The sequence below is a fragment of the Pseudidiomarina aestuarii genome (genome assembly GCF_048263735.1).
Taxonomy (GTDB): domain Bacteria; phylum Pseudomonadota; class Gammaproteobacteria; order Enterobacterales; family Alteromonadaceae; genus Pseudidiomarina; species Pseudidiomarina aestuarii_B.
Genome location: NZ_JBLXDX010000001.1, coordinates 364,291 through 383,107, shown reverse-complemented (window position 1 = coordinate 383,107; position 18,817 = coordinate 364,291). Strand labels below are relative to the sequence as shown.

At 49.8% G+C, this 18,817-nt stretch carries 18 protein-coding genes; 11 read left to right on the top strand and 7 right to left on the bottom strand.

From position 1 onward, the window contains the following. The first annotated feature begins 41 nt into the window (after nucleotides 1–41). Complete coding sequence (locus tag ACN0S4_RS01775; protein ID WP_417656020.1) at nucleotides 42–1,412, top strand: YfcC family protein; 1,371 nt, start codon at nucleotides 42–44, stop codon at nucleotides 1,410–1,412. Nucleotides 1,413–1,516: 104 nt separating this feature from the next. Here ACN0S4_RS01775 and ychF read toward each other — a convergent pair whose 3' ends face one another. From ychF to lolB, 6 genes are all read right to left on the bottom strand, one after another. Further along, nucleotides 1,517–2,608, bottom strand: a complete 1,092-nt coding sequence (gene ychF / locus ACN0S4_RS01770; protein ID WP_169930107.1) for a redox-regulated ATPase YchF — start codon at nucleotides 2,606–2,608, stop codon at nucleotides 1,517–1,519. A gap of 2 nt (nucleotides 2,609–2,610) precedes the next feature. Next, nucleotides 2,611–3,204: an aminoacyl-tRNA hydrolase gene (gene pth, locus ACN0S4_RS01765; RefSeq protein ID WP_417656019.1), complete on the bottom strand. Its 594-nt coding sequence runs from the start codon at nucleotides 3,202–3,204 to the stop codon at nucleotides 2,611–2,613. 6 nt (nucleotides 3,205–3,210) lie between these two features. Continuing rightward, nucleotides 3,211–3,888, bottom strand: a complete 678-nt coding sequence (locus tag ACN0S4_RS01760; protein ID WP_417656018.1) for a 50S ribosomal protein L25/general stress protein Ctc — start codon at nucleotides 3,886–3,888, stop codon at nucleotides 3,211–3,213. 198 nt (nucleotides 3,889–4,086) lie between these two features. Beyond that, a complete protein-coding gene (locus ACN0S4_RS01755) occupies nucleotides 4,087–5,034 on the bottom strand; it encodes a ribose-phosphate pyrophosphokinase (RefSeq protein WP_169930104.1) in 948 nt (315 codons plus the stop codon). Between the two features lie 8 nt (nucleotides 5,035–5,042). Continuing rightward, on the bottom strand, nucleotides 5,043–5,915 hold the full coding sequence (ispE, locus tag ACN0S4_RS01750; RefSeq protein ID WP_417656549.1) for a 4-(cytidine 5'-diphospho)-2-C-methyl-D-erythritol kinase: 873 nt from the start codon (nucleotides 5,913–5,915) through the stop codon (nucleotides 5,043–5,045). After that, nucleotides 5,915–6,550 carry a lipoprotein insertase outer membrane protein LolB gene (lolB, locus tag ACN0S4_RS01745; RefSeq protein ID WP_417656017.1) on the bottom strand — a complete coding sequence of 212 codons (636 nt, stop codon included), beginning with the start codon at nucleotides 6,548–6,550 and terminating at the stop codon, nucleotides 5,915–5,917. Before lolB ends, ispE begins: the two co-directional genes overlap by 1 nt. A 109-nt stretch (nucleotides 6,551–6,659) precedes the next feature. On the opposite strand from lolB, the gene hemA reads away from it, so the two are divergent. The 10 genes from hemA to ACN0S4_RS01695 all read left to right on the top strand — a co-directional run bounded on the left by hemA (nucleotide 6,660) and on the right by ACN0S4_RS01695 (nucleotide 16,993). Next, on the top strand, nucleotides 6,660–7,913 hold the full coding sequence (hemA, locus tag ACN0S4_RS01740; protein ID WP_417656016.1) for a glutamyl-tRNA reductase: 1,254 nt from the start codon (nucleotides 6,660–6,662) through the stop codon (nucleotides 7,911–7,913). A gap of 12 nt (nucleotides 7,914–7,925) precedes the next feature. Then, nucleotides 7,926–9,014, top strand: coding sequence for a peptide chain release factor 1 (prfA, locus tag ACN0S4_RS01735; RefSeq protein WP_417656548.1), 1,089 nt, complete (start codon nucleotides 7,926–7,928; stop codon nucleotides 9,012–9,014). Further along, nucleotides 9,011–9,859 carry a peptide chain release factor N(5)-glutamine methyltransferase gene (prmC, locus tag ACN0S4_RS01730; protein WP_417656015.1) on the top strand — a complete coding sequence of 283 codons (849 nt, stop codon included), beginning with the start codon at nucleotides 9,011–9,013 and terminating at the stop codon, nucleotides 9,857–9,859. The genes prfA and prmC overlap by 4 nt, the downstream gene beginning before the upstream one ends. A 5-nt stretch (nucleotides 9,860–9,864) precedes the next feature. After that, nucleotides 9,865–10,491, top strand: a complete 627-nt coding sequence (locus ACN0S4_RS01725) for a response regulator (RefSeq protein WP_417656014.1) — start codon at nucleotides 9,865–9,867, stop codon at nucleotides 10,489–10,491. Beyond that, entirely contained in the window at nucleotides 10,492–10,863 is a 372-nt protein-coding gene (locus ACN0S4_RS01720) for a SirB2 family protein (RefSeq protein WP_417656013.1), read from the top strand. It abuts the gene before it with no gap. Between the two features lie 60 nt (nucleotides 10,864–10,923). Further along, nucleotides 10,924–11,727, top strand: a complete 804-nt coding sequence (locus ACN0S4_RS01715; protein ID WP_417656012.1) for a SirB1 family protein — start codon at nucleotides 10,924–10,926, stop codon at nucleotides 11,725–11,727. A 60-nt stretch (nucleotides 11,728–11,787) separates the two neighbouring features. After that, the gene (locus ACN0S4_RS01710; RefSeq protein WP_417656011.1) at nucleotides 11,788–13,035 is read left to right on the top strand and encodes a DUF819 domain-containing protein; all 1,248 of its coding nucleotides are present in this window, start codon (nucleotides 11,788–11,790) and stop codon (nucleotides 13,033–13,035) included. Between the two features lie 34 nt (nucleotides 13,036–13,069). Further along, complete coding sequence (gene kdsA / locus ACN0S4_RS01705; RefSeq protein WP_417656547.1) at nucleotides 13,070–13,918, top strand: 3-deoxy-8-phosphooctulonate synthase; 849 nt, start codon at nucleotides 13,070–13,072, stop codon at nucleotides 13,916–13,918. A 69-nt stretch (nucleotides 13,919–13,987) separates the two neighbouring features. Beyond that, nucleotides 13,988–14,623 (top strand): TetR/AcrR family transcriptional regulator, encoded by a 636-nt coding sequence (locus tag ACN0S4_RS01700; protein WP_417656010.1) that lies wholly within the window; start codon nucleotides 13,988–13,990, stop codon nucleotides 14,621–14,623. A gap of 63 nt (nucleotides 14,624–14,686) precedes the next feature. Next, nucleotides 14,687–16,993, top strand: coding sequence for an acyl-CoA dehydrogenase (locus tag ACN0S4_RS01695; protein ID WP_417656009.1), 2,307 nt, complete (start codon nucleotides 14,687–14,689; stop codon nucleotides 16,991–16,993). A gap of 48 nt (nucleotides 16,994–17,041) precedes the next feature. On the opposite strand, the gene ettA is transcribed toward ACN0S4_RS01695, so the two are convergent. Further along, entirely contained in the window at nucleotides 17,042–18,709 is a 1,668-nt protein-coding gene (ettA, locus tag ACN0S4_RS01690) for an energy-dependent translational throttle protein EttA (RefSeq protein WP_417656008.1), read from the bottom strand. Nucleotides 18,710–18,817: the final 108 nt, after the last annotated feature.

The following is an 18,817-nucleotide window of genomic DNA, read 5'->3' as shown; positions in this document are numbered from 1 at the left end:
TCACTGATAGTTCGTAGCTATTATCACAACAGGGAAGATAGATGAGAATCAAGGTACCCCACACACTGGTCTTGATGGCCTATTTAATGATCGCCGCCTTAGTCATGACTTGGCTCATTCCTTCTGGCGAGTTTGAACGCACTGTCAATGACATCGGCCAAACTACTGTTGTGCCAGGTAGTTACTCGCAACTAGACGATGCTGACTATCTGAGTCCATTACAACTTCTACTCGTAATTCCAGAAGCATTAGCTGATGCCCAAGGAGTAATTTTCTTTGTGCTACTGATTGGCGGTGTGATGGGGATTTTGCGAGCAACTGGGATGTTGGACGCAGTAATCGGAATCTTACTGCAAAAATTTGCGGATAAGACCGGCTGGTTGATTCTCGGTGGCATGCTGACTTTCGGTATATTCTCCGCGCTCATTGGTGTCGCTGAAGAATATCTCATTTTTGTCGCGATGCTTGTGGCCCTGTGTCGAGCGCTCAAGCTTGATGGGATTACTGCGATGGGGATTCTCATCGTCGGCTACGGTATTGGTTACGGCTTATCTTTGTTTAACCCGTTTACTTTGCTCATCGCGCAATCTATTGCGGAAGTTCCACCAGCCTCAGGATTAGAATATCGGCTGATATTGTGGCCATTTTTCATCGCTATCGGGTTCCACCACGTATACAGCTACGCCAAACGTGTAGCTGCTGATCCATCCGCTTCGTTCCTCGCTGATATACAGTCTAAAGACAGCACGGCAGTTGCCGAATATCCAGCACTGACCAATCGCCACAAAATTATTCTCGCTGGGTTCGTTGTCGTACTCGGTGTTCTCGTCTGGGGTATCAAAGTACATGGCTGGTATCTGGTTGAATTAAGTGCGCTGTTTCTTGGTTTTGGTTTGTTTGCAGCGATTGTCGCCAAAATGCCAAGTGGCGACGCTGCCCAACGTTTTAGTGAAGGTGCGGCAGAACTGACAGCAACTGCCTTATTGATCGGCTTCGCTCGCTCTATTGCAATGATTTTGGAACAGGGCCAAGTGTTGGATACGGTGATTTATTATTTATCAATGCCGGTTGAAGCGTTGGGTGGTCACTTTGGTGCGGTGGCAATGCTCGTCATCCAGAGCATGCTCAACTTTTTTATCCCATCCGGAAGCGGGCAGGCATTTGTGACTATGCCGATTATGGTTCCGATTGCTGACGCTGCAGGTATTGGTCGACAAGTCGCCGTTATGGCGTTTCAGATGGGTGATGGCTTGATGAATATGATCGTACCGACGAACCCGGTCTTGATGGGGATTCTGGGCCTCGCTGGAGTACCCTACGAGCGCTGGTTTAAGTTTGTCGCGCCGTTGATGCTGAAACTGCTAGCAGCCTGTGCGGTAGCGCTACTCATCGCCGTCAGTATTGGTTACTAAAAGAAAGTGAACAGTGAATGGTGAACAGTGAATAGAAAAGGCCAAGCCAAAAAAGAGCGCTCTTTTTAGTCTTTGCTGTTCACTGTTACCTGTTCACTGTGTTTTCAGACGTTAAACCGGAACAGGATGACGTCGCCGTCTTTGACGATATACTCTTTGCCTTCTTCACGGCGTTTACCAGCTTCTTTCGCACCTTGCTCACCACGATACTGAACATAATCATCAAATCCGACGACTACGGCACGGATGAAGCCTTTCTCGAAATCCGTGTGGATTTTTCCAGCTGCTTGAGGTGCTGTAGAGCCAATTGGAATGGTCCATGCACGCACTTCTTTTACGCCAGCGGTGAAATAGGTGTGTAGGTTCAGCAGTTGATAGCCACCGCGAATAACACGATTCAAACCTGGTTCGGTTAAGCCTAAATCTGTCATAAATTCAGCTTTCTCAGCTTCGTCTAGCTCGGCAATTTCCGATTCGATTTCGGCACAAACGGGAACCACAATCGCATCCTCTTTAGCCGCGATAGCGCGAACTTCATCGAGGTATGGATTATTTTCGAAGCCGTCATCATTGACGTTGGCAATATACATGGTTGGCTTCAGAGTCAATAAATTGTAGGAGCGAATGACTGCGCGCTCATCATCTGATAATGCTACTGAACGCGCCATATCGCCATTTTCGAGAGCAGGTAATAGCTTCTGCAGAACGGCTATTTCAGCAGCTGCTTGTTTATCGCCACCTTTTGCTTTCTTGCCTTGACGATGAATGGCTTTCTCAACACTATCCAAATCAGCAAGAGCCAATTCGGTGTTAATAATCTCGATATCGGCAGATGGGCTGACTCGACCTGCCACGTGAACGATATTGTCGTTCTCAAAGCAGCGCACGACATGACCAATTGCATCGGTTTCACGAATGTTCGCTAAGAATTTGTTGCCTAGGCCTTCGCCTTTGGAAGCACCTTCAACCAAACCCGCAATATCCACAAACTCCATGGTTGTGGGGACGATTCGCTGTGGATTCACAATTTCAGCCAATTGATTCAGTCGCTCGTCAGGAACGGCAACGACACCCGTATTGGGTTCAATGGTACAGAATGGAAAGTTAGCCGCCTCAATACCTGCTTTCGTTAGTGCATTGAAAAGGGTCGATTTACCGACGTTAGGCAGGCCGACTATGCCGCATTTGAATCCCATGATTAGCTCTCGCTCTGTGCTTTAAAACTGTGAAGGTGCTGTTGTGCCGCACGCATGTCTTGCTCAATGAGCAAATCAACGCTGCGGCACGCTTGCGCAATGGTATCGTCCATCCAACTCTGCTCTAGTGCAGGTGCTTTACCGAGTACAAAGCCAGTGACTTTGCTCTTGTGGCCAGGATGACCGATACCAATGCGTAAGCGATGAAAGTCCGGACTTCCGAGCTGCGCAATTATATCTTTAATACCGTTATGCCCACCAGCGCCACCACCTGTCTTGAGCTTGGCGGTACCGGGTGGTAAATCTAATTCGTCATAAGCGACCAAAATTTCTTCTGGCTTAATTTTGTAGAAGTTCGCGAGTGCTGCAACCCCTTGACCACTGCGATTCATATAGGTCATCGGCATTAATAATCGTAAATCGAGAGCACCGCGTTGGATTCGCGCAGTGTGACCGAAAAACTTAGATTCAGGTTGCAAGGAAACAGCGTATTGACGAGCGTATGCTTCTACCAGCCAAAAGCCGGCGTTATGGCGAGTTTGAGAATATTCGGGGCCTGGATTACCCAGGCCCACGAGTAAGCGAATGGTTGACATGAAACCTTATTCGGCGTCGTCGTCTTCAGCTTTCGCTTCAGTTTCTTTCGTAGTTGGAACTTCTGCTGAAGTTTCTTCTTCATCAGTTTCCTCTTTCTCGACGCGTGGAGCGACGATAGAGACAACTGCTTGGTCGTGATCTTCACCTTTAGTGAGCTCAACCAATTCAACACCCTTAGGTACTGCAAGATCGGTCAAGTGCAAGGTGTCACCCAAGTGCATGTTCGCAACATCAACTTCCAAGAACTCTGGTAAGTCTTGTGGCAAACAGTGAATTTCAACGTCAGCAATATGGTGAACTACAACACCGCCTTCTGTCTTCACGCCAATCGATGATTTCTCATTGATGAAGTGAAGTGGCACATTGGTGTGTAACTTCTGGCCTTTCTCAACACGTTGGAAATCCAAGTGAGTCAATTTTGGCTTGAACGGGTGACGTTGTACGTCTTTCAAAATCACCTGTTGCTTCTTGCCATCAACCACTAACGTGAGGATGTGAGAATAGAAGGCTTCGTAGTCAGCCATATTGTTCACTTTGCTGTGTTGCAAAGTAATAGAAACGGCGTCTTTTTTGCCACCGTAAATAATTGCCGGCACTTTGTCTTCGCGACGCAGGCGGCGGCTCGCACCTTTCCCTGTGTCAGTGCGAAGCTCTGCCTGCAGAGTAAAATCGATTGTAGACATAACGTCACTCCAATACCGCGACTGAACGCTGCGGTAATTAATTGATATAAGCCGACTCGTCGCGACCAACGATTCGGCATGAACTTACAGATTTAAAAACCCCATAAATAAAGGGCGCGAAATACTAGCACTCGCGCCCTTTATTTTCAAGATATGTTGTGAGCTATTTGTGCTCAAAACCGAATGGTTATCTGAATCTTAATATTCAAACATCGCAGAAATGGATTCTTCGTTGCTGACGCGGCGTAGCGCTTCAGACAACATGCCACTAAGAGTCAACTGATGCACCTTATCCAATGCCTTCATACCTTGGCTTAATGGAATACTATCGGTGACGATGACTTGATCAATTTGCGAGTCACGAATGTTCTCGACGGCATTCCCAGAAAAGACGGGGTGCGTTGCATAGGCGAAGACGCGGCGCGCGCCGTTGGCTTTCAGTGCATCTGCCGCTTTACAAAGCGTACCGCCCGTATCGATCATGTCGTCGACAATAATACAATCGCGGTCGTTGATGTCACCGATAATGTGCATGACTTGAGATTCATTCGCTCGCGGACGGCGTTTGTCGATAATGGCAAGGTCGACATCGTTGAGTAGTTTCGCGATAGCTCGTGCACGCACCACACCACCAATGTCTGGTGAGACCACAACCGGATTGTGGAATGCTTGCTGACGTAAATGTTCCATCAAAACCGGGCTTGCGAATACGTTGTCGACCGGAACGTCAAAGAAGCCTTGAATCTGCTCGGCATGGAGATCAACCGTCAAAACACGGTCAACACCGACGCTAGACAAGAAGTCGGCAACAACTTTTGCTGTGATTGGCACTCGAGCTGAGCGAACGCGACGGTCTTGACGCGCATAGCCGAAGTAGGGCATCACCGCGGTGATACGACCCGCCGAAGCGCGACGGAGCGCATCAACCATCACAATAAGTTCCATGAGGTTGTCGTTGGTTGGAGCACAGGTCGATTGAATGATGAAGACATCCGAACCACGGACATTCTCATTAATCATAACGCTGATTTCACCGTCGCTGAAGCGACCTACATTGGCGTCACCCAACTTGATGTATAAACGGTCGGCAATTTTCTGGGCGAGTTCTGGCGTGGCATTGCCAGCAAAAAGCTTCATATCAGGCACACTAAACCTCAATATTGTTTGGTCAGGTTCACAGTTGAAGCCTGCCGCAGTAGCGAGCAGACCGGAGATTCATTGAGCCCGCGGGCGACAAACCCTGTCCATGGTGCAGGCAGTTGTGCAAGCGTATCCGTTGCTGCGGTCTGGCTGTTAAAACGTCCGAAAATACAGGCTCCGGTACCGGTCAGCCGTGACGGCGCGTATTCTACCAACCAGTCGAGGGCGTTGGCAACTTCAGGATGCAAATGACGGACCAGTTGTTCGCAGTCATTGCGGGTGTTTTCCCAAGTCCAGTGCTGTGGTTGAATCAGTGCTGAATCACGCGGTAGGTCAGGATGCTGAAAAATCGACTGGGTGCTAACGGACACGCCGGGATGGATAACCAAATACCAAGGCGATGGTGGTTGACAGGGTATGAGTTGCTCGCCAACACCCTCGGCAAAAGCCGCCTGGCCGTGCACAAAAACCGGAACGTCGGCGCCAAGTTGCAGTCCCAAACGAGCCAATTCAGCCACACTCACGGGTAGTTGCCAAAAGTGCCGTAGCGCTAACAATGTGGTTGCAGCATCAGAGGAGCCGCCACCAAGGCCACCGCCGGTTGGTAAGCGCTTATCGATGTCGATACGGAGTCCGCGCCAATGTTCTGGGAATTCATTTTGCACCAAAGCGACGGCTCGATTGACGAGATTGGTTGGCCCAGCCAAGTCGGTTTGGCTGCATTGAATACTTACTTTTGCTTCAGCGATTGGAGTAAAATTCAGTGAATCACCGAAGTCGAGGAACTGAAAGAGCGTTTGCAATGAATGGTAACCATCAGGACGACGCCCAACCACATGTAAGAACAGGTTCAGCTTGGCTGGAGCGGGTAACGTTAAAGGTGTCATCATAGCGACCAATCCGTGATGCGAAGTTTGATGCGCCAGTCTGTCGCGTTTAATTCAATACTGCTTGGCACATAAACGGTATTGACTGCGGTAAAGAGTGATAATTCGGCTCGCCAAGATTCTTGATCAGCAATCACCTCGTAGCTGGATAAAACGACCACATCGTCAGTTGAGCCGGGCCGGACGACGGTAATGTTCTTTGCACGCTGCGGTAATCTGCCCAACACAACACCCGGGAGTGCATCAACGGGAATTGAGATCCCAAAATAGGTTTGCAACAGGGTTGTCATAGTGGCTGCCCGGTACTCGTTTTGTTCGTCATCGATTAATACTGCACCGGCGCTGGTTTGCTCGAGGCGGGCCAGCGTGCCTTTCAGCGGGTGAGAGAAACGCATCGAGGTTGCTGATGGTGACCAACGCCAGTCGATGTATACGGCATCACGTGAGTCGTCACGCAGATTGAACAATGCAATCTGACCTTGCAGCCGCCATGACTCAATCGTTTGAAGATGTTGTTGATGCCGCTGATAAGCGGTGCGATCGATTGCTGGAATCGAATCAAGCATTTCACTCTCTGGAATACTGGTACAGGCTGCAACCAGCAGTATCCATATGCCTATCCACAACTTTCTCATTCGGGTTGTCCAGTTCGTTCGCGGCGCTAGATTGCTTTCCATCATGCGGGGTTTCACGTACAATTACCACCGTTTTGCAGTAGCGAAGGGCTTGTCTTTTCCCGATATTATGACCATTTTTGCATTGGGTGTTAACCATAAAACGGCTTCGGTCGATTTGCGTGAACGTGTCGCCTTCTCGCCTGAGCAACTGCATCAGGCGCTGGCGCGCCTGCGCGCGGACACGGGTGTGCAAGAAGCGGTCATTTTATCAACCTGCAACCGCACAGAACTCTATTGTCATGGCAACGTGTCTAGCGACCTCCTCATGGGGTGGTTAGCGGGTTACCATGGAATCAGCGCTGAACAATTACAAGCCCACAGTTACAGCTATGAAGATGATGCCGCGATTGAACATTTGATGGCAGTAGCCAGTGGTCTCGACTCGTTGGTGTTGGGTGAGCCGCAAATACTCGGACAAGTGAAGCAGGCGTATCAGTTCGCCAAGAACCAAACTAGCGTGGGTGGTGTGTTGGAACGCCTGTTTCAGCAAACCTTCCGAGTTGCGAAAACGGTGCGTAGTGAAACGCGAGTCGGCGAAAATGCCGTTTCGGTTGCCTATGCTGCGGTCAATCTGGCTAAACACATTTTTGCTGAACTGGATCGTGCGACTGTGCTTCTTGTTGGTGCGGGAGATACCGCTGAACTGGCGGCACAGCATTTGAAAGAACAGGGCGTTGCTCGGTTATTGGTGGCGAATCGCACCTTGGCCCGCGCCGAAGCTGTCGCAACAACATTTGGTGGCCAGGCGTATACGCTTGGTGAACTACCGGAGTTATTGCCGCAAGCGGATATCGTGATTAGTTCGACAGCAAGCACGTTGCCAATTATTGGTAAGGGCTTGATTGAATCTGCATTGAAGAGCCGCAAGCGCCGCCCGATGTTGCTGATCGACTTAGCGGTACCGCGCGATATTGAAGCGCAAGTGAATGATTTAAATGATGCTTATCTCTACACGGTCGACGACTTGCAGGGCATCATTACAGAAAATTTGAAGAATCGGGAAGACGCTGCTGCGGAAGCGCGCTCCATCATCAAAGAGCAGACAGGCGGTTTTGTAGCATGGTTGCGTAGCCTCGACTCAGTGGATGTGATCCGTGATTTTCGGCAACGTACGGAAGCAATGGCAAGCGAACAACTGGCTCGCGCTCGTACGCAGTTGCAGGCTGGGAAAGATCCCAGTGAGGTGCTCGAGGAATTGAGCCAACGCTTGACCAAGCAATTCCTGCATCAACCGACCAAGCTCCTGCGTGATGCCGGAGCAAGTGGCGATTATTTAACCTTAGCTGTACTCCAACAACTCAATCAAGAAGACTCGAAATAGGTTAACTCCATGATGAATCCGTCCATCGTTCGCAAGCTTGAAGCGTTGCTTGAACGATATGAAGAAGTCCAACAACTCCTCAGTGATCCACAAATTATTGGTGATCAAGAGAAGTTTCGAGCGTTGTCGCGAGAGTATTCGCAACTGGAAGCGCTGGTGGATTGTTTTACAGCCTATCAACGGGCACAGCGCGATGAAGCTGGCGCCAAAGAGATGTTGCAAGAGGATGATGCTGAAATTCGTGAAATGGCGAAGATCGAGCTGGAATCTGCGCAAGAGCAATTAGAATCCTTGCAGCATGAACTGCAAATTTTGTTATTGCCGCGTGACCCCAATGATGACCATCCGTGCTACCTCGAAATTCGAGCTGGGGCCGGTGGTGATGAAGCTGCTATTTTTGCCGGAGATCTGTTCCGGATGTACAGCCGGTACGCGGAACAGAAAGGCTGGAAAGTCAGTATTGTTAGTGCCAGTGACGGCGAGCATGGTGGCTATAAAGAAGTGATTGCCCATGTTTCTGGCGACGGTGCTTATGGTCGCATGAAGTTTGAATCCGGTGGACATCGCGTTCAGCGTGTACCTGAAACGGAATCACAAGGTCGCGTTCATACCTCGGCCTGCACGGTAGCGGTGTTGCCAGAAGTGCCTGAAGCTGAGGCAGTTGAGATCAATCCAGCCGATTTGCGGGTTGACACCTATCGCGCCTCAGGTGCCGGTGGTCAGCACGTTAACCGGACGGATTCAGCCATTCGAATTACGCATATACCGTCAGGTTTTGTCGTTGAGTGTCAGGATGAACGTTCGCAACATAAAAACCGCGCCAAAGCGATGTCGGTATTGCAAGCACGTTTGAATCAAGCTGAAGTCGATAAAGTCCGTGAACAGGAGCAATCGACCCGACGTTCATTGGTGGGCAGCGGTGATCGTTCAGAGCGCATCCGCACCTATAATTATCCACAAGGACGTGTCAGCGATCATCGTATCAATTTGACTCTGTATCGGCTTGATGAGGTACTGGGGGGTGCGTTGGACTTGCTGCTGGATGCGATTGTTCAGGAGCATCACGCAGACCAATTGGCGGCACTCTCCGAACAGCAATGATCATTCAAGCAGCGCTGCAATGGGTACGATCGGAACTCACAGACAGTGACAGCCCGCAACTTGATGCCGAAGTGCTGGTAGCTGCTGCTTTGCAACGCTCTCGAACCTACCTTCACACCTGGCCTGATAAAGAATTGTCAGCGGCGGAACTCGAACAACTTCAACGCTGGGTACAACGCCGCAAAAGCGGCGTACCCATTGCATACCTGCTGGGGACGCGAGAATTTTGGTCACTGGATATCGAAGTGAACAACACTACGTTGATTCCTCGTCCCGATACTGAAGTGCTGGTCGAGACTGCGCTGGAATTCGAGATACCGCGGCGAGCACGGGTGTTGGATTTAGGCACGGGTACGGGAGCTATCGCACTGGCTCTAAAGTCTGAGCGAGCGGAGTGGAACGTTACGGCTGTCGACCGAGTTCCTGCGGCAGTAGCTTTAGCACGCTCGAATAGTCGTCGCCTCAACTTACCTATTCAGGTGCTGGAAAGTCATTGGTTTACCGCATTAACAGGTCAACAGTTCGATCTGATCGTCAGCAATCCACCTTACATTGATGCCGAAGATCCGCACTTGTCACAGGGTGATGTGCGGTTTGAGCCAGCCTCAGCATTGGTTGCGGAACAAGCTGGGTTGGCTGATTTACGTGTGATTGTGGAGCAGGCCGCTGATTTTTTAGAACCCGGCGGTTGGCTGGCGCTCGAACATGGCTGGCAGCAAGCTGAGGCCGTCCGTGAACTGCTGGTGAAGAACGGTTTTGAGCAGGTTCACAGTCGCCGAGATTATGGTAATCTGGAACGCGTATCCTGCGGACAAATTGCGACCAGGTGGTCGCCCAAGAGGTAAGGACTATGTCCAACGATTTTATCTTTGCCGATGAGATCGACAATCAGCCTGTACCACCTCGGCGCTCGAACGCGGACGGTTGGAAGGTACTCATTGTTGATGATGAACGAGAAGTCCATGCGGTCACTCGACTGGCTCTGATGGAGTTGAGTTTCGAGGGCCGTGGACTGCATTTTCTGAGTGCACATACGCGGGCCGAGGCAGAGGAGCTTGTGCTGCAACATCCGGATATCGCCATTGTCCTGTTGGATGTGGTCATGGATACCGATGATGCCGGTCTGCAGGTCGCTCGGTTCATTCGCGATGAGGCACACAATCAAAAAGCGCGGATCATTTTACGCACCGGACAACCCGGGCAAGCGCCTGAACGCACCGTGGTACTGAATTATGATATCAATGATTACAAATCGAAGACCGAACTGACCTCTCAGAAACTATTCACATGCGTCATGTCGGCATTACGGTCGTATCGCGATATTATCCGCGTTGAAGCCCAATTACAGAGCCGTGAACAGACGTTGACGGCATTAGCTCAATTACTCCAAACCAACTATCCAGACTGCTGGGAAGATGCTGTATCACAACAGCCCGAACTCGAGTTATGGATGCAACCACCAACCAAGGATTCATAAATGCCATACGAAGCATTGAAACATCTCCATGTCACCATCGTTGCTGTAAGTGTGTTATTATTTGTGGTTCGCTTTTTCTGGCGTGCTACAGGTTCTAGCATGGCCGCCAAGAAGTGGGTGAAAATTGTTCCGCACATTATCGATACGTTGTTATTGCTATCGATTGTCGGACTGCTGTTGCATTGGCAACAATGGCCGTGGGAAACCCCATGGTTGACGAACAAATTAATCGGACTAGTGGGCTATATCGTGTTCGGCATAATCGCCATGAAAGCCACTGTTGCCTGGATTCGTTATGTTGGGTTCGTTGGCGCATTAGCGTGGATCATGTTCTTGGTTCATGTGGCGTTCAGCAAAACCGCTTTGATTTAAATACAGTGAATAGTGAACAGGTAATAGAAAGTAGTCGCTGGTGTATGGATGAGGAATTGAATGCAGTTTTCGTATTTACAGCATGTTGAGCGTGAGATTTTACCAACCATAGAAATCCTGTGGGAGGTCAGTCGCACGTTTCATAGTGACAGCGACACTTATGTTGCCGATTACTATCAGCTTATTGGAGAACTCTCGGAAGAGAATCGAGAGCTCGTTGGCTTGGACAAATTAGAACGCATCACGGAGCAATTTTATTTAGAGCTCGGTTTTAGTGATGCGCCTGAGCCTGTGGTTGGTGCGAAACGCATTTTATTGGATCGGGTCATCAGTTATCGCACTGGACTCCCCGTAAGTATGGCTATCCTATTACAAGAAGCCTGTGCTTACGCGGGTCTGCAGTTAGATTTGGTTGATTTTCCCGGTTACCCCTTGTTGCGCTTTGATCATGGAGAGAGCAGCTATTTTGTCGATCCTATGAATGGCGAGTTGCTTGAAGATCAGCAAGTACAAGAGCGCTTTGAAGATGTTACCGACCACGAAATTGATTTCGCTTGGGACTTGCTCGAAAGTGCTGAGCAGAAGACGATTCTGGTGCGCTATCTGACTGAGTTGAAACATGCTTTTATTAATGATCATGAGTTCGCCAATGCGTTGACTACGGTACATATGTTACTGACTGTGCTGCCCGATGATCCTTATGAAATTCGCGATCGCGGTTATGTGTTGGAAGAACTTGATTGCCAACAGGCAGCTGTTGACGACTACCAGTATTTTGTCGAACAATGCCCCGATGACCCCAGCGCACAATTGTTGCGCTTACAGCTTGAAACCTGGTCAGCGCCGGTTCATACACTCCACTGACGGAGCGGCTGAGCCGAAGACATGCGTTTGCCCAGTTAAGAATAATAATAAGGAGAATCCATGGATACGGCATTGATTACGAATGAGGGAATCGTTCTTGGGTTGCTGGCGCTAATACTCGCGGCAGTATTCTACACACAGAATAGCTCGCATTCATTTTGGCAGAAGTTCTATCGCGTCGTCCCAGCGTTATTGTTGTGTTACTTCATTCCTTCCTTACTGAATACCTTCGATATCGTCAACGGTGAGACATCCGGTGTCGCCAAGGTTGTGAAAACCTATTTGTTACCCGCCTGTTTGGTTCTGCTTACGTTGAGTCTTGATTTAAAAGCGATTTCCAAGCTCGGTTGGCGTATTGTTGTCCTCTTTTTTGTGGGAACCTTCGGCATACTCATTGGCGGTCCCATTGCCTTATTGATTGGTTCGGCGATATTTCCTGAACTCATTGGTGTCGATGGTCCAGAAGCCGTTTGGCGTGGCATGACTACCATTGCTGGAAGTTGGATTGGCGGTGGTGCGAATCAGTTAGCCATGAAAGAGACCTATGAAGTCGGCAATGATATTTTTTCGGCCATGGTGACGGTCGATATCATTATCGCCAATATCTGGATGGCGGTGCTCTTATACTTGGCTGCAAATCACAAACGCATTGATGCGAATCTTGGTGCTGATGTCTCTGCTATTGACGATATTCGTCAGCGTGTTGAGCACTATGAGGCAGAACATAAGCGCAATGCTGGCGTCCCTGAATATATTTTCATCCTCGCTGCGGCATTCGGTGCGGCTGGTATTGGTCACTTTGCAGCGGATCTGATTGCACCTTATATCGGTGAAAATTATCCAGCGCTCAAACAAATGAGTTTGGATGCCAAATTCTTGTGGGTCATTATGGTGGCCACTGCTGTTGGTATTGCCTTGTCGTTTACGCGAGTGCGTAAGTTAGAAGGTGCGGGCGCGTCAAAACTCGGCTCCGTCATGATTTACTTCTTAGTGGCAAGTATTGGCCTCTCCATGGACATTACGGCTATTGCCGATGTGCCCAAGTATTTCGTACTAGGTGCCATCTGGATGATTATCCATGCTGGTCTGATTGTGGTCGTTGCGCGACTGATTAAAGCGCCGACGTTCTACATGGCGGTGGCAAGCCAAGCCAATGTGGGGGGCGCAGCATCAGCACCCGTGGTCGCGTCAGCGTTCCATCCTTCATTGGCATCGGTTGGCGTTCTGCTTGCTGTGCTAGGCTATGCTGTAGGTACTTACGTCGCGTACTTCTGTGGTCAAGTGTTACGACTCATCGCGGTCGGTTAAGAGACCGATCGTTAACGAGAGGAATGGTAGAGTGATTAATACGCAAGTCATCAAAGTCGGCAATGTCAGTATTGCGAATCAATTACCATTTGTGCTGTTTGGTGGCATGAATGTCTTGGAATCGCGTGATCTCGCGATGCGTGTTGCTGAACATTACGTTGAGGTCACCCAACGCTTGGGTATTCCGTATGTGTTCAAAGCATCGTTCGACAAAGCCAATCGTTCCTCCATTCACTCTTATCGTGGCCCCGGCTTGGACAAAGGTTTGGCAATATTTGAAGAGCTAAAATCAACGTTTCAGGTACCCATCATTACCGACGTGCATGAGCCACACCAAGCGCAGGCCGTTGCTGAAGTGGCTGATATTATTCAGCTTCCCGCATTTTTAGCACGCCAGACGGATTTGGTGGTTGCGATGGCAAAAACGGGTGCGGTGATTAACGTCAAAAAGCCACAATTCCTAGCGCCGCACGAAATGCGTCATATCATTAAGAAGTTTAATGAGGCGGATAATTACAATGTCATTTTGTGCGAGCGGGGCAGTAGTTTCGGTTATAACAACCTAGTCGTCGACATGTTGGGTATGGATGACATGAAGCAGATGGCGCCGGTGATGTTCGATGCAACGCATGCGTTGCAACGTCCAGGTGGCCGTGCGGACTCAGCCGATGGTCGTCGAGCTCAAGCAGCCGTGCTGGCTCGCTCAGGCTTAGCATTGGGGCTCGCTGGACTCTTTATTGAAGCGCATCCGAACCCGGATGAGGCATTGTGTGATGGTCCCTGCGCATTACCGCTCAATAAGCTCGAACCGTATTTGCAGCAAATGCAAGCAGTTGATCAATTGGTGAAAAGTTTTCAACCATTGGATACGAGCTCCGCGTAGCAACGCTTGCGCCGCCTTTGAACATACTATAAATTAAAACGCATGTTTTAAACTATGTATGGGTAAATTATGGCGAAGCGTGCCACCACCAAAGATAAGATCCTCAATGCTGCAGAAGCGTTATTCGCCGAACATGGCTTTGAACAAACGTCACTGCGGCAAATCACTGCCCTAGCAGAGGTCAATCTCGCCTCCGTCAATTACCATTTCGGCTCAAAAAAAGCCCTGATTCAAGCGGTGATGGCACGCTATCTTGAAGTGTTCATGCCAGCCTTAGATCAGCAACTTGCGCAATTACAACAACAACCCCTGATTTCCACTCGGCAAGTGTTTGATTGTTTTCGCGAGCCGCTCAAGCAGTTGAGTAGTGTGCGAAAGGGCGGCCCGACACTCTTTTTAAGCCTGCTCGGTTTTGCTTATGCTGAGATTCAAGGCCACTTGCGACGCTATACCATGGATCATTTCGGTGCCGTTATGGAGCGCTTATTGGCGGTCTTGCATATGGCAAATCCCCAGTTGAGCCCTGTCGACATGTTTTGGCGGTTGCACTTTGTGCTGGGAGCGACGGTATTCACGCAAGTGTCGGGTCCTGCACTGCGTGAAATTGCGGCAGCAGACTTTGGTGAGACCGTACGCGCTGATCAAATTGTCGATAAATTAATTCCATTTTTAGCCGGTGGCGTTGACGCGGTTAGTCCTGCTTGAGCTATGCTTACCGAATAACGAAGTCAGTCATACCGTCGTAGTTTTGACGATAGAGGTTTATGCATGGAAATTTTAATTATTGTTCTCATTGCACTGCTGCTGCTTCTTGCCATCGGCGATATTCGTCGCGCGTTGATCACGAGACCCGTGTTTGCCTTCTTTCAGCGTGTGTTGCCCCCGTTGTCGCCGACAGAACGTGAAGCGATGCAAGCTGGCGATACCTGGTGGGATGCGGAGTTATTTCAAGGTCGTCCCAACTGGCAGGCATTTTTGCAGACCAATGCACCACATTTCACGCCTGAAGAACAAGATTTCATCGATAATCAGTTAGAAACACTGCTTGCCATGCTCGATGATTTTGAGATTGTGCAGGAAGACTGTGATTTACCGGAAGCGGTCTGGGCTTACCTGCGCAAAGAAAAGTTCTTTGCGATGATTATCGGACGCGAGTTTGGCGGTTTGGATTTCTCTCCAGCGGCGAATTCGCATATCGTGTCGCGCATCGCAACGCGCTCTATTAGTGCTGCGGTGACTGTTATGGTACCAAACTCTTTGGGGCCCGGTGAGCTGCTGACGCACTATGGCACGACTGAACAAAAAGATTATTGGCTGCCACGACTGGCATCCGGTGAAGATATTCCCTGTTTTGCATTAACGGGGCCTGAAGCTGGATCAGACGCCGGCTCGATTCCCGATACCGGTATCATTTGCCGTGGCGAACATGACGGCAAAGAGGTAGTGGGTATTCGACTGAATTGGGACAAGCGATATATCACACTCGCGCCCGTCGCTACCGTATTAGGGCTAGCGTTTAAACTCTATGATCCAGATGGGCTGCTTGGCGATGACAAAGAGCTTGGCATTACCTGCGCGTTGATTCCCACTAATCATCCGGGCGTTGAGACCGGAGCGCGGCATTTACCGCTGAATCAAGCATTTATGAACGGGACTACTTACGGTAAAGATGTCTTTGTACCGCTGGATTGGATTATTGGTGGGCCCGATTATGCCGGTAAAGGTTGGCAAATGCTGATGGAGTGTCTATCGGCTGGCCGCGGTATTTCGTTGCCGGCGTTAGCAGCAGCAACTGGCCATCTGAGCGAGCGTATGACGGGTGCTTATGCCTATGTGCGCCGGCAGTTCGGTTTGCCGATAGGGAAGTTCGAAGGCGTCCAAGCGGCGATGGGTAAAATCGGTGGGACCAATTATATATTGGAATCGATGCGGCGTTTGACGGTTACCGCGTTGATGGCGGGGAAAAGTCCGTCGGTGATCACCGCAATGACTAAGTACCACATGACCGAAATGGGTCGGCAGGTGATGGATGCAGCCATGGATATCCATGCGGGCAAAGGCATTCAGTTAGGTCCGAAGAATTATCTCGGTCACGGTTTTATGGCCACCCCGGTGTCGATTACCGTTGAGGGTGCGAATATTCTCACACGTAGTTTGATGATTTTTGGACAGGGAGCGACGCGCTGCCACCCGTATGTGCTTGCTGAAATGGAAGCTGCATCGAATCCGAATCAAGATCAGGGTTTGCTCGATTTTGACGCTTTACTGTTTCGGCATATTCGCTTTGGTTTGGCGAATGCTGGCGGGTCGTTCTTGATGGGTTTAACGGCTGCGCGGTGGGTGAAATCACCAGTAAGCGGTTGGACTGGCCGCTACTATCAACAACTCACGCGAATGAGCCGAGCGCTGGCATTGACGGCCGATGTTGCCATGCTGTCGCTGGGTGGCGACTTAAAGCGTAAAGAGATGCTCTCGGCAAGGCTTGGTGATGTGTTGAGTCATTTGTATATGGCGTCAGCGGTGCTAAAACGTTACGAAGATGAAGGGCGTCAGGCCGGCGATCATGACTATGTGAAATGGGCATTGACGCATCATCTGTATGAAATAGGTCGTGCATTCCAGGAATTCTTCGCAAATTTCCCCAATCGCTGGTTGGCATGGACACTACGGCTATTGATTTTCCCAGTCGGGAACCACTATAAACGCCCAGCAGATCGGCTCTATCAAGCAATCGCAGAGAGCATGATGGAACCTAGCGTGACGCGTGAGCGGCATACCTTTCTGTGTTATTGGAAAGATGACCCGAATGATGTGACCGGACATATGGAACTTGCATTTCGAGCCATGAAGACGAATCGTGAGCTCTATAAAAAGCTCAGTAAAGCGGAAAAGCGTGGCGATATTCCGCCGGATTTGAATGGCGAGGCTTTGGTCGCCGCCGCGCTGGAAGCTAAGATTGTTGACGCCGCCGACGCTGAATCATTGCAAGCCTGTGAGGCCTTGCGGATCACGGCGGTAGCGGTTGATCAGTTTGCTCCAGAAACGCTTCGTAGACAGCCGAAAGAGGCTCGTTAAGACCGCTAGAAAAAGATAGGGCGCTGGTTCAACAGCGCCCTATGCGGATTACACACCAATTGGCTTGTAACGAGTACGATGGGGCTCCATAGCTTGCTCGCCATGAGTTTTCTTCATGTACTCTTCGTAATCAGTGTAGTTCCCTTCATAGAAGTTGATCTGACCTTCATCACGATAATCGAGGATGTGTGTCGCCACTCGGTCGAGGAACCAACGGTCGTGCGAGATCACCATCGCCGAACCCGGAAACTCCAATAACGCTTCTTCTAACGCACGTAGGGTTTCAACATCCAAGTCATTGGTTGGCTCATCGAGTAGCAACAGGTTACCACCGGCCTTTAACAGTTTGGCCAAATGAACGCGGTTGCGCTCACCGCCAGATAACTCACCGATAATTTTCTGTTGGTCATTGCCGCGGAAATTAAAGCGGCCTGCATACGCACGGCTGTTAATCTCGAAATTGCCAATGCGAATAATGTCTTGGCCATCGGAAATTTCTTGCCACACGTTGTTCTTCGCATCCATGTTGTCACGGAATTGGTCGACACTGGCTAATTGCACGGTATCACCAAGCTCCACAGTCCCTGAATCAGGTTGTTCCTGACCAGTAATCATGCGGAACAATGTCGATTTACCGGCACCATTTGGGCCGATAATACCGACAATGGCACCTTTTGGAACGCTGAAACTGAGGTCATCGATGAGTACCCGACCGTCGTATGCTTTCTTGAGGTGGTTCACTTCAAGTACTTTATCGCCTAACCGCGGACCCGGTGGGATAAAGAGCTCGTTGGTCTCGTTACGTTTTTGATAATCGCCACTTTGTAACTCTTCAAATCGAGCCATCCGCGCCTTACTCTTCGCCTGACGGCCTTTCGGATTCGTACGAACCCACTCGAGTTCCTGTTTAATACTGCGTTGACGAGCTCGCTCACCTTTCTCTTCTTGCTCAAGGCGCTTCTCTTTTTGCTCTAACCATGACGAATAGTTGCCTTCCCACGGAATGCCGTAGCCACGGTCGAGCTCGAGAATCCAGCCGGCAACATTATCGAGGAAGTACCGGTCGTGGGTGATGGCAACGACGGTACCCTCATAGTCGTGCAGGAAGCGTTCAAGCCAAGCAACCGATTCCGCATCCAAGTGGTTGGTCGGTTCATCGAGCAATAACATATCGGGCTTGCTCAGCAACAGTCGACAAATCGCCACACGCCGACGTTCACCACCCGACAGTACTTTGATTTTGGTATCCCAGGGCGGTAAGCGCAATGAATCGGCCGCACGTTCGAGCATGTTCTCGATGTTATGTCCGTCTTTCGCCTGAATGATGGCTTCGAGTTGGCCTTGCTTCTTAGCTAAGGCGTCGAAATCTGCGTCTTCTTCCGCATACGCAGCATAAACTTGATCGAGTTCCGCTAGCGCGTTCTTGACTTCAGAAACGGCTTCTTCAACAGTCTCGCGTACCGTTTTCGATTCGTCGAGCTTTGGTTCTTGCGGAAGGTAACCAATCTGGATACCCGCAAGTGGGCGTGCTTCGCCGTCAATCTCGGTGTCGATACCGGCCATGATGCGCAGCAATGTGGATTTACCAGCACCATTTAAACCAAGTACACCAATTTTTGCACCAGGGAAAAAAGATAAAGAAATATCTTTAAGAATAGTCTTTTTGGGTGGGACGACTTTACTCACCCGCGACATGGAGTAGATGTATTGTGCCATAACGACAAGGAATCCTTTATGCAGCAAATTGAATGGCGCTATTTTAACCCTGAAGTTGGCGCTAACCCAAGTATATTGGTAAACTAGCGACCAGTTTCTTAAATGAAT

Excerpts from the sequence above, each read along its gene's own strand:
- ACN0S4_RS01775 (WP_417656020.1), top strand. The coding sequence starts at position 42 with ATGAGAATCAAGGTACCCCACACACTGGTCTTGATGGCCTATTTAATG.
- ychF (WP_169930107.1), bottom strand. The coding sequence starts at position 2,608 with ATGGGATTCAAATGCGGCATAGTCGGCCTGCCTAACGTCGGTAAATCG.
- pth (WP_417656019.1), bottom strand. The coding sequence starts at position 3,204 with ATGTCAACCATTCGCTTACTCGTGGGCCTGGGTAATCCAGGCCCCGAA.
- ACN0S4_RS01760 (WP_417656018.1), bottom strand. The coding sequence starts at position 3,888 with ATGTCTACAATCGATTTTACTCTGCAGGCAGAGCTTCGCACTGACACA.
- ispE (WP_417656549.1), bottom strand. The coding sequence starts at position 5,915 with ATGACACCTTTAACGTTACCCGCTCCAGCCAAGCTGAACCTGTTCTTA.
- lolB (WP_417656017.1), bottom strand. The coding sequence starts at position 6,550 with ATGAGAAAGTTGTGGATAGGCATATGGATACTGCTGGTTGCAGCCTGT.
- hemA (WP_417656016.1), top strand. The coding sequence starts at position 6,660 with ATGACCATTTTTGCATTGGGTGTTAACCATAAAACGGCTTCGGTCGAT.
- prfA (WP_417656548.1), top strand. The coding sequence starts at position 7,926 with ATGAATCCGTCCATCGTTCGCAAGCTTGAAGCGTTGCTTGAACGATAT.
- prmC (WP_417656015.1), top strand. The coding sequence starts at position 9,011 with ATGATCATTCAAGCAGCGCTGCAATGGGTACGATCGGAACTCACAGAC.
- ACN0S4_RS01725 (WP_417656014.1), top strand. The coding sequence starts at position 9,865 with ATGTCCAACGATTTTATCTTTGCCGATGAGATCGACAATCAGCCTGTA.
- ACN0S4_RS01720 (WP_417656013.1), top strand. The coding sequence starts at position 10,492 with ATGCCATACGAAGCATTGAAACATCTCCATGTCACCATCGTTGCTGTA.
- ACN0S4_RS01715 (WP_417656012.1), top strand. The coding sequence starts at position 10,924 with ATGCAGTTTTCGTATTTACAGCATGTTGAGCGTGAGATTTTACCAACC.
- ACN0S4_RS01710 (WP_417656011.1), top strand. The coding sequence starts at position 11,788 with ATGGATACGGCATTGATTACGAATGAGGGAATCGTTCTTGGGTTGCTG.
- ACN0S4_RS01700 (WP_417656010.1), top strand. The coding sequence starts at position 13,988 with ATGGCGAAGCGTGCCACCACCAAAGATAAGATCCTCAATGCTGCAGAA.
- ACN0S4_RS01695 (WP_417656009.1), top strand. The coding sequence starts at position 14,687 with ATGGAAATTTTAATTATTGTTCTCATTGCACTGCTGCTGCTTCTTGCC.
- ettA (WP_417656008.1), bottom strand. The coding sequence starts at position 18,709 with ATGGCACAATACATCTACTCCATGTCGCGGGTGAGTAAAGTCGTCCCA.